Origin of the sequence: Lyngbya aestuarii BL J (assembly GCF_000478195.2) — a bacterium.
Classification (GTDB): Bacteria; Cyanobacteriota; Cyanobacteriia; order Cyanobacteriales; family Microcoleaceae; genus Capilliphycus; species Capilliphycus aestuarii.
Map to the genome: position 1 here is coordinate 1 of NZ_AUZM01000433.1, position 295 is coordinate 295.

Consider the following 295-nt stretch of genomic DNA (forward strand, 5'->3'; position numbering starts at 1 on the left):
AAAAGTCTCGCAGAAAAAAGGTGGGTTGGGGGTTGTCATCGCTACCATTGCGACAAAAGATTTCCGCGTGTTTACTCGATACCCATTGTTCAGAAATGACGATATCATTGTCTTCTCCCCGTCCAACTCGCACGCTTCCAGCTTCGAGCGGCCATAGTTGAGGCGGTGATCCCGAAGACGGGTTTAAATCACTCGGTAGACGTAGCCACGCCCTGGGCGCAATATATCCCAACCAAGTTTGAGAATTCGCCGGGAGTTCTGTTCTAATTTCTTCAAGGGGCTGCATTAATTCTCC

General features: G+C 49.5%; 1 protein-coding gene. It reads right to left on the reverse strand.

Translation table 11 applies throughout. From position 1 onward, the window contains the following. A partial coding sequence (locus M595_RS28820; RefSeq protein WP_023070082.1) for an FHA domain-containing protein occupies positions 1-286 on the reverse strand: 286 nt, incomplete at its 3' end. Positions 287-295: the final 9 nt, after the last annotated feature.